This is a genomic window from Burkholderia sp. LFS061 (assembly GCF_047978125.1).
GTDB classification, from domain to species: Bacteria; Pseudomonadota; Gammaproteobacteria; order Burkholderiales; family Burkholderiaceae; genus Burkholderia; species Burkholderia pyrrocinia_C.
The window spans coordinates 21,453-30,974 of record NZ_JBFPFS010000067.1; the positions used below are offsets into that span (position 1 = coordinate 21,453).

The 9,522-nt window shown below is 63.9% G+C and carries 8 protein-coding genes and 1 pseudogene; 6 read left to right on the forward strand and 3 right to left on the reverse strand.

The window, feature by feature from the left end:
- The first annotated feature begins 481 nt into the window (after positions 1-481).
- Positions 482-931, forward strand: coding sequence for a CBS domain-containing protein (locus ACNQQL_RS33710; protein ID WP_072436883.1), 450 nt, complete (start codon positions 482-484; stop codon positions 929-931).
- Between the two features lie 59 nt (positions 932-990).
- On the opposite strand, the gene ACNQQL_RS33715 is transcribed toward ACNQQL_RS33710, so the two are convergent.
- Together ACNQQL_RS33715 and ACNQQL_RS33720 are read right to left on the reverse strand one after the other, a co-directional pair.
- Positions 991-1,161 carry a tryptophan 7-halogenase gene (locus ACNQQL_RS33715; RefSeq protein WP_416392814.1) on the reverse strand — a complete coding sequence of 57 codons (171 nt, stop codon included), beginning with the start codon at positions 1,159-1,161 and terminating at the stop codon, positions 991-993.
- Positions 1,098-1,346 (reverse strand): tryptophan 7-halogenase, encoded by a 249-nt coding sequence (locus ACNQQL_RS33720; RefSeq protein ID WP_416392813.1) that lies wholly within the window; start codon positions 1,344-1,346, stop codon positions 1,098-1,100. The genes ACNQQL_RS33715 and ACNQQL_RS33720 overlap by 64 nt, the downstream gene beginning before the upstream one ends.
- A gap of 367 nt (positions 1,347-1,713) precedes the next feature.
- Between ACNQQL_RS33720 and ACNQQL_RS33725 the strand changes: the two genes are divergently transcribed.
- The 4 genes from ACNQQL_RS33725 to ACNQQL_RS33740 are packed head-to-tail and all read left to right on the forward strand — an operon-like array spanning position 1,714 to position 7,334.
- On the forward strand, positions 1,714-3,330 hold the full coding sequence (locus ACNQQL_RS33725; RefSeq protein ID WP_347068732.1) for a tryptophan halogenase family protein: 1,617 nt from the start codon (positions 1,714-1,716) through the stop codon (positions 3,328-3,330).
- Positions 3,330-4,415 carry a monodechloroaminopyrrolnitrin synthase PrnB family protein gene (locus ACNQQL_RS33730; RefSeq protein WP_347068734.1) on the forward strand — a complete coding sequence of 362 codons (1,086 nt, stop codon included), beginning with the start codon at positions 3,330-3,332 and terminating at the stop codon, positions 4,413-4,415. The genes ACNQQL_RS33725 and ACNQQL_RS33730 overlap by 1 nt, the downstream gene beginning before the upstream one ends.
- 44 nt (positions 4,416-4,459) lie before the next feature.
- Positions 4,460-6,160, forward strand: a complete 1,701-nt coding sequence (locus ACNQQL_RS33735; RefSeq protein ID WP_347068736.1) for an NAD(P)/FAD-dependent oxidoreductase — start codon at positions 4,460-4,462, stop codon at positions 6,158-6,160.
- A 25-nt stretch (positions 6,161-6,185) separates the two neighbouring features.
- Positions 6,186-7,334, forward strand: a complete 1,149-nt coding sequence (locus ACNQQL_RS33740; protein ID WP_347068738.1) for a Rieske 2Fe-2S domain-containing protein — start codon at positions 6,186-6,188, stop codon at positions 7,332-7,334.
- A gap of 53 nt (positions 7,335-7,387) precedes the next feature.
- Here the strand turns inward: ACNQQL_RS33740 and ACNQQL_RS33745 are convergent.
- A pseudogene (locus ACNQQL_RS33745) lies at positions 7,388-7,635 on the reverse strand (IS66 family transposase); the annotation flags it as partial.
- A gap of 56 nt (positions 7,636-7,691) precedes the next feature.
- Here ACNQQL_RS33745 and ACNQQL_RS33750 point away from each other — a divergent pair.
- The gene (locus ACNQQL_RS33750) at positions 7,692-8,936 is read left to right on the forward strand and encodes a cation:proton antiporter (RefSeq protein ID WP_347068740.1); all 1,245 of its coding nucleotides are present in this window, start codon (positions 7,692-7,694) and stop codon (positions 8,934-8,936) included.
- Positions 8,937-9,522: the final 586 nt, after the last annotated feature.

Here is a 9,522-nt window from a genome sequence, read left to right on the forward strand (position 1 = left end):
GGGGCATGCCCTTGCGTTCGGCGAGTGCATTCGGCCGAGTGTCCGGATAGGGCGCGGCCGGCAGTCCGAGGTGCTGCGCCAGGATCCGTCGCATGCTGTCCGATTTCGTGAGACAACACCTCCACTCGTACTATCGATTTTATCGACGGTGACACGCGGACCTGCTCGCCAGCAGGGCCACGCGATCAACGTGACATCTACCGCGCGCTCGCACGGGCCTTTGCACTGACCTGCATCAATTCTTGCCTGCGGTACTGCGCCTACCGTTGTTTTACCGGATGCGAAAAGGAGCCAACGATCATGATTCGCTGAGCGAACGGCGGCTTGTGTTCGATGCCGCCTGCCGGCGCCGGGTGTGCGCGAAGTCGTCGATCACCTGTCGATTGCCTGATCGGTTCGGAGCAGGACAGACGTTGATCGACGGTCAGGATGTCCGAACCGCGGTGACGACTCGCGTTGCCCGGGACAACCAGGAGATGACATGAATGCTGCGATGCTCTGCACTCGCGATGTCGCCACGTGTTTCGAAACGATCACGGTCGTCGAGGCAGCCGAACGGATGCGCGATGCGCACGCTGGCGATCTGGTCGTGGTGCGTGAACGGGAAGGGCACCTTCTGCCGGTCGGCATGGTGACCGACCGCGACATCGTGCTCGCCGTGGTGAGCCCGGGCGCGGAGGCGGGCTCGCTGTTCGTCGGGGACATCATGTCGGAACCCGTCGCGGTTGCAAACGGCGACGAAGATGTCTGGCTGCTCGCAAAGCGCATGCGGCAGCATGGCATACGCCGGCTTCCGGTCGTCGGCGACGACGGCCAACTGGTGGGCATCGTCACGCTCGACGATCTGTTGCGTGCTGCCGCGGCGTTGCTCGACGAGTTGCGTCTCGTCGCGGCACGTCAGCCGTATTTCGAGGAAAAGCAGCGTGGGTAGCGCGCTCCGGCGCGCTTTCCGCTTTCATCATTGCCGGCCCCTGCCGGGTCTTCGCACGGTCACTGCTGCCGATGAAGTCTGGCAGTTGCTTCAACGAGCTTGATTTCGCCATCTTCATTCAGTCGCGTCTCGACGACTTCGCGCTCGATATGCTCGACACCCCAACTTACCGCGAGATCCCCGAGGTAATTGGCGATGAGATGAGCGTCGAAATGCCACGCATGGCTAATACCTTTTGCAGATTCGGAATGGTTACCTCGACCACTCCAATTTTTGGAATGGTGAATGACTCGATCGGTGAGATTTTTATCTTGTAACCATACGCTTTGGAAAGGTGGGCGACGGTCATCCATCCCGCGCTTCCCCCGCCCACAATCAGGATTCTTGTTACTAAATTCCGCACAATTCCTCTCATGTGACTAAAATTGAACTGTTTAGCTCGGCGGCACAATTCGACTTTCCATTGCCGTTTTTATTGAGCTTTACGAAACCCAAGATAACGCAGCTGTCCACATCTACCGCAACAATATGGATTGTTTAATAAACAAACGCTAACCATAAAATTGCTCAAAAATAAAAAAACTCCAATAAGAAATTATTTCCTTTAGGCACGTATAGTTTTCCGATTTGGGATGACGAAATTAAATGTGGCGGATAAAAAATCAAAACCCTGTCAAACATATCAGTTTGATTTAATTAATCGCCATCCTATTCTGGGTGCCGATTAATTGACCACCCTCTCAGAAGTCCATTCGGTTTTTAAATCCTATGGGAAGCGTGTCATGAGCAATCCGATCAAGAATATCGTCATCGTGGGCGGCGGCACCGCGGGGTGGATGGCCGCCTCGTACCTCGTCCGGGCGCTCCAACAGCAGGCGAACATTACGCTCATCGAGTCTGCGGCGATCCCCCGGATCGGCGTGGGCGAGGCGACCATCCCGAGTTTGCAGAAGGTGTTCTTCGACTTCCTCGGGATACCGGAGCGGGAGTGGATGCCCCAGGTGAACGGCGCATTCAAGGCCGCCATCAAGTTCGTGAACTGGAGGAAGTCTCCCGACCGCTCGCGCGACGATTACTTCTACCATTTGTTCGGCAGCGTGCCGAACTGCGACGGCGTGCCGCTTACCCACTACTGGCTGCGCAAGCGCGAACAGGGCTTCCAGCAGCCGATGGAGTACGCGTGCTACCCGCAGCCCGGGGCGCTCGACGGCAATCTGGCACCGTGCCTGCCCGACGGCACCCGCCAGATGGCCCACGCGTGGCACTTCGACGCGCACCTGGTGGCCGACTTCCTGAAGCGCTGGGCCGTCGAACGCGGGGTGAAGCGCGTGGTCGACGAGGTGGTGGACGTTCACCTGAACGAGCGCGGCTACATCTCCAGCCTGTCCACCAAGGAGGGGCGCACGCTGGAGGCGGACCTGTTCATCGACTGCTCCGGCATGCGGGGGCTCCTGATCAACCAGGCCTTGAAGGAACCCTTCATCGACATGTCCGACTACCTGCTGTGCGACAGCGCGGTCGCCAGCGCCGTGCCCAACGACGACGCGCGCGTGGGGATCGAGCCGTACACCTCCGCGATCGCCATGAACTCGGGGTGGACCTGGAAAATTCCCATGCTGGGCCGGTTCGGCAGCGGCTACGTCTTCTCGAGCAAGTTCACGTCGCGCGACCAGGCCACCGCCGACTTCCTCGACCTCTGGGGCCTCTCGGACAAGCAGCCGCTCAACCAGATCAAGTTCCGGGTCGGGCGCAACAGGCGGGCGTGGGTCAATAACTGCGTCTCTATCGGGCTGTCGTCGTGCTTTTTGGAGCCCCTGGAATCGACGGGAATCTACTTCATCTACGCGGCGCTTTACCAGCTCGTGAAGCACTTCCCCGACACCTCGTTCGACCCGCGGTTGACCGACGCATTCAACGCCGAGATCGTCTACATGTTCGACGACTGCCGAGATTTCGTCCAGGCGCACTATTTCACCACGTCGCGCGAAGACACGCCGTTCTGGCTCGCGAACCGGCACGATCTGCGGCTCTCGGACGCCATCAAGGAGAAGGTTGAACGTTACAAGGCGGGGCTGCCGCTGACCACCACGTCGTTCGACGATTCCACGTACTACGAGACCTTCGACTACGAATTCAAGAACTTCTGGTTGAACGGAAACTACTACTGCATTTTTGCCGGCTTGGGGCTGCTGCCCGACCGGTCGCTGCCGCTCTTGCGGCACCGGCCGGAGTCGATCGACAAGGCCGAGGCGATGTTCGCCCGCATCCGGCGCGAGGCCGAGCGTCTGCGGACGAGCCTGCCGACGAACTACGACTACCTGCGGTCGCTGCGCGAGGGCGACGCGGGGCTGTCTCGCAGCCAGCCGGGGCCGACGCTCGCGACGCCGGAGGTCCTGTAGTGGAGCGCGCCCCGAGCCGGGTATGCGCATTCGCGGCCACGCACGCTGCAGTGGCGGCCTGCGATCCGCTGCAGGCGCGAGCGCTCGTTCTGCAGCTGCCGGTCCTGAACCGTAAAAAGGATGTGCCCGGCATCGTCGGCCTGTTGCGCGAGTTCCTTCCGGCGCGCGGTGTGCCCGCCGGCTGGGGCTTCGTCGAAGCCGCCGCCGCGATGCGGGACATCGGGTTCTTCCTGGGGTCGCTCAAGCGGCACGGACACGAGCCCGTGGACGCGGTGCCCGGGCTCGAGCCGGTGCTGCTCGACCTGGCGCGTGCGACCGACCTGCCGCCGCGCGAGACGCTCCTGCATGTGACGGTCTGGAACCCCGCGGCGGCCGACGCGCAGCGGAGCTACACCGGGCTCCGCGACGAAGCGCACCTGCTCGAGAGCGTACGCATCTCGATGGCGTCCCTCGAGGCGGCCATCGCGTTGACCGTCGAGCTGTCCGACGTGCCCCTGCGGTCGCCCGCGTTCGAGCAAGGGTGCGTCGAGCTGGCGGCCTATCTTCAGAAAATGGTCGAATCGATCGTTTACGCCTACCGCTTCATCTCGCCGCAAGTCTTCTACGACGAGCTCCGCCCGTACTACGAACCGATTCGAGTCGGGGGGCAGAGCTACCTCGGCCCCGGCGCTGTAGAGATGCCCCTCTTCGTGCTGGAGCACGTCCTGTGGGGCTCGCAATCGGACCACCCGGCTTATCGAGAATTCAAGGAGACGTACCTGCCCTATGTGCTTCCCGCGTTCAGGGAGGTCTACGCCCGGTTCGCCGGGGGGCCGGCGCTCGTCGACCGCGCGCTCGACGAGGCGCAAGCGGCCCGCGTGCGGGGCGAACCCGTCGGGGCCGGGCTGGCGGCCCTCGAGCGGGTCTTCGAGGTCCTGCTGCACTTCCGGGCGCCTCACCTCAAGTTGGCGGAGCGGACGTACGAAGCCGGGCGAAGCGGCCCCACGATCGGCAGCGGGGGGTACGCGCCCAGCATGCTCGGCGATCTACTCGAACTCACGCGTGCCGCGCGGTCCCGCCTCCGCGCCGCCCTCGACGAATCCTGACGCGCGCGGCCATGTGTTCCATCTCACAAGGAGAGTTTGCCCCCATGACTCAGAAGAGCCCCGCGAACGGGCGCGATAGCAACCACTTCGACGTGATCATCCTCGGCTCGGGCATGTCCGGCACCCAGATGGGGGCCATCCTGGCCAAACAACAGTTTCGCGTGCTGATCATCGAGGAGTCGTCGCACCCGCGGTTCACGATCGGCGAATCGTCGATCCCCGAGACGTCTCTGATGAACCGCATCATCGCCGATCGCTACGGCATTCCGGAGCTCGACCACATCACGTCGTTCTATGCGACGCAGCGTTACGTCGCGTCGAGCACGGGCATCAAGCGCAACTTCGGCTTCGTGTTCCACAAGCCCGGCCAGGAGCACGACCCGAAGGAGTTCACGCAGTGCGTGATTCCCGAGCTGCCGTGGGGGCCGGAGAGCCATTATTACCGGCAAGACGTCGATGCCTACCTGTTGCAAGCCGCCATCAAATACGGCTGCACGGTCCGCCAGAAGACGAACGTGACCGAATACCACGCCGACAAGGACGGCGTCGCGGTGGCCACCGCCCAGGGCGAACGGTTCACCGGCCGGTACATGATCGACTGCGGAGGCCCCCGCGCGCCGCTCGCGACCAAGTTCGGGCTCCGCGAAGAGCCGTGTCGCTTCAAGACGCACTCCCGCAGCCTCTACACGCACATGCTCGGGGTCAAGCCGTTCGACGACATCTTCAAGGTCAAGGGGCAGCGCTGGCGCTGGCACGAGGGGACCTTGCACCACATGTTCGAGGGCGGCTGGCTCTGGGTGATTCCGTTCAACAACCACCCGCGGTCGACCAACAACCTGGTGAGCGTCGGCCTGCAGCTCGACCCGCGTGTCTACCCGAAAACGGACATCTCCGCGCAGCAGGAATTCGACGAGTTCCTCGCGCGGTTTCCGAGCATCGGCGCGCAGTTCCGGGACGCCGTGCCGGTGCGCGACTGGGTCAAGACCGACCGCCTGCAATTCTCGTCGAGCGCCTGCGTCGGCGACCGCTACTGCCTGATGCTGCACGCGAACGGGTTCATCGACCCGCTCTTTTCCCGGGGGCTCGAGAACACCGCGGTGACCATCCACGCGCTCGCGGCGCGCCTCATCAAGGCGCTGCGCGACGACGACTTCTCCCCCGAGCGCTTCGAGTACATCGAGCGCCTGCAGCAGAAGCTTTTGGATCACAACGACGACTTCGTCAGCTGCTGCTACACGGCGTTCTCGGACTTCCGCCTGTGGGACGCGTTCCACCGGCTGTGGGCGGTCGGCACGATCCTCGGGCAGTTCCGGCTCGTGCAAGCCCACGCGAGGTTCCGCGCGTCGCGCGACGAGGGCGACCTCGATCACCTCGACAACGACCCGCCGTACCTCGGGTACCTGTGTGCGGACATGGAGGAGTACTACCAGTTGTTCAACGACGCCAAGGCCGAGGTCGAGGCCGTGAGCGCCAGGCGCAAGCCGGCCGAGGAGGCCGCGGCGCGGATTCACGCCCTCATCGACGAACGAGACTTCGCCAGGCCGATGTTCGGCTTCGGGTACTGCATCACGGGGGACAAGCCGCAGCTCAACAATTCGAAGTACAGCCTGCTGCCGGCGATGAAGCTGATGTACTGGACGCAAACCAGCGCGCCGGCAGAGGTGAAAAAGTACTTCGACTACAACCCGATGTTCGCGCTGCTCAAGGCGTACATCACGACCCGCATCGGCCTGGCGCTGAAGTAATCGACCGACGACCACACAAAAAACGATGGACGACATTCAATTCGATCAACCGAGCGTCAAGGAGCAACCCCAGGCGGCGTACGACGCGACCACGCGCGTGGCCGCGAGCTGGTACGTCGCGATGCGCTCGGACGACCTCAAGGACAAGCCGGCGGAGTTGACACTGTTCGGCCGTCCGTGCGTGGCGTGGCGCGGCGCGACGGGCCGGGCAGTGGTGATGGACCGGCACTGCTCGCACCTTGGCGCGAACCTGGCCGACGGGCGGATCAAGGACGGGTGCATCCAGTGCCCGTTTCACCACTGGCGGTACGACGAGCAGGGCCAGTGCGTTCACATCCCCGGCCACAGCCCGGAGGTGCGCCGGCTGGAGCCCGTCCCGCGCGGGGCGCGCCAGCCGACGTTGGTCACCGCCGAGCGGTACGGCTACGTGTGGGTCTGGTACGGCTCCCCGCAGCCGCTGCACCCGCTGCCCGAAATCGCCGCGGCCGACGTCGACAACGGCGACTTCATGCACCTGCACTTCGCGTTCGAGACGACGACGGCGGTCTTGCGGATCGTCGAGAACTTCTACGACGCGCAGCACGCGACCCCCGTGCACGCGCTCCCGGTCTCGGCCTTCGAGCTCAAGCTCTTCGACGACTGGCGCCAGTGGCCGGAGGTCGAGTCGCTGGCGCGGGCGGGCGCGTGGTTCGGTGCCGGGATCGACTTCACCGTGGACCGGTACTTCGGGCCCCTCGGCATGCTGTCGCGCGCGCTCGGCATGGACATGTCGCAGATGAACCTGCACTTCGATGGATACCCCGGCGGGTGCGTCATGACCGTCGCCCTGGACGGAGACGTCAAATACAAGCTGCTCCAGTGCGTGACGCCGGTGAGCGACGGCAAGAACGTCATGCACATGCTCATCTCGATCAAGAAGGTGGGCGGCGCTCTGCGTCGCGCGACCGACTACGTGCTGTTCGGGCTGCAGACCAAACAGGCCGCGGGGTACGACGTCAAAATCTGGAACGGGATGAAGCCGGACGGCGGCGGCGCGTACAGCAGGTACGACAAGCTCGTGCTCAAGTACCGCGCGTTCTACCGGAGCTGGGTCGACCGTGTCGCCGAGGTGACCGCTCAACCGCGTGACCGCGCTGCCGCGAGTGAGCGGCAATGCGTGAGTCGGCAGCCCTAGCCGAGCCGGTATCGGCCGCATCGTTCCGTCAGGCGCTCGCGAACCTGGCGAGTCTCGAGCAGTTTGTGGGTCTCGTCCGTCGGTATGCTCGCGTGGATCTCGTAGTCTTTTATCCGCGCGTGGTCCCGACAAGCAGCCTCGCGGATCTTGCCACTTGCGTACAATTCGTCGAAGCCGCCGTAGGCATCGGCTTGCAGGATGCCTTCGAATCCGGCGAGTGGGTCTGAGGATGGATGCCTTTGCGATCGCACGAGTACGCGAACCATACCGCAGCCGGCTCCGTCGAGGCCGAACGGCTGTCAACCGCTTGTCCGTCTTCCGCGTCTTTGCGGCGGTCGCACTTTCCTGAGGCATTTCATGACTATCTGGCTGCTACAACTCGTGGTCGTGATCGGACTCTGCAACGTTTGCGGCCGCGTTGCCGAACGGCTCGGCCAGTGCGCGGTCGTCGGCGAGATCGCGGCCGGCCTGCTGCTCGGGCCTTCGCTGTTCGGCGTCATCGCACCTGATTTCTACGATGTGCTGTTCGGCCCGCGTGCGCCGTCGGGAATGGCGCAAGTCAGCGAGGTCGGTCTGGTGTTGCTGATGTTTCAGGTCGGTCTGCACATGGAGCTCGGCGTCACGCTGCGCGGCAGCCGGTGGCGTGTGCCGGTTGCGATTGCGGCAGGCGGCCTGTTCGTGCCGGCCGCGATCGGCATGATCGTGGCGGTCGTGTCGAAGGGGGCGCTCGCCAGCGATGCACCGGCGTTGCAATACGTGCTGTTTTGCGGCGTCGCGCTCGCGGTATCGGCGGTGCCGGTCATGGCGCGCATTGTCGATGACCTGACGCTCGGTGCGATGGCGGGCGCGAGGCATGCGATGTCTGCCGCGATACTCACCGACGCGCTCGGCTGGATGCTGCTTGCGGCAATCGCATCGTTGTCGAGCGGGCCGGGCTGGGCATTCACGCGCATGCTCGTCAGCCTGCTCGTGTATCTGGCGCTGAGCGCGTTGCTGGTGCGCTTCGTGGTCCGCCCGGCGCTCGCGCGGCTCGCATCGACGGCGCATGCCTCGCGCGACCGGCTGGCAGTATTGTTCTGCTTCGTGATGGCGTCGGCGCTGGCGACCTCGATGATCGGGTTCCACAGCGCATTCGGCGCGCTTGCCGCGGCGCTGTTCGTGCGGCGTGTGCCGGGCGTCGCGAAGGATTGGCACGATAGCGTCGAGGGCTTCGTCAAGCTGGTGCTGATGCCGGTGTTCTTTGCCCATGCGGGGCTGCATGCGTCGGTAGGGACGATCGACGACGCGACTTCATGGCTGTGGTTCGGGGTGTTTTTCGCGGGCGGGTTCGTCGGCAAGTTCGGCGGCAGCTATCTGGGTGCGCGCGCCACCGGGCTTGCGCCGCACGACGCGATGCTGGTGGGCTCGCTGATGAATACGCGCGGATTGATGGAACTGATCGTGCTATCGATCGGTCTGCAGATGCAGATTCTTCCGGCGCGTGTTTACACGATTCTCGTCGTGTTCGCGCTGGTGACGACGGCGCTGACCGCGCCGCTCGTCAGGTTTACGCTGCGCATGCAATCGCGCTCGACGCCGGCGATTTCGGTCGCCGGCAAGTGACGCGGTGGGGGGCGCGAAAACGGGCGGCCCCCAGGGGGTATGGGGCGGGCGCGTTGGGGGGGGGGGGGGGGCGCTACGGCGCCGGCCACGCAGGGTGAAGCGGAGGGCCGAGGAGGGTAGCGGGGGGACCATCGACGGGAACCGGTGGCCGTGATAAAGCGATTTCGTTTTCGTCATCGCATCATGCTACGCGAACACCCCGCCAACGTGACAGCGCCCGGGAATGCATTCGCACCTGCACGGCGGTGCGCGAAGCATCGCCAGTACAAAGCAATCCCCGACGTCCGGCAACTGCGAACCCTGATAGTCGAGCGATGTCATGCGGCCGGGCATCCGATCGACGCCGACGTCTTCAAGGTGCATTCGCCATACCGGCCCGAGCCCATCAACCGGGCCCGGGGCCTGTCTGCCGGATCGCCGGCGGAAGGTGTCACCGCTCGCCCCAAGCATCGATTTTAATTTTTAATCGATCGCTTAGCAGGCTGTTGAAATTGGGAACGGTGTAAACGGGCTCGAAGGGCGGTGCGTTAGAGATATCGTGTTCATGATCTTGAGCAGATGAGCCGATGCGTGGAATGGACGAGAT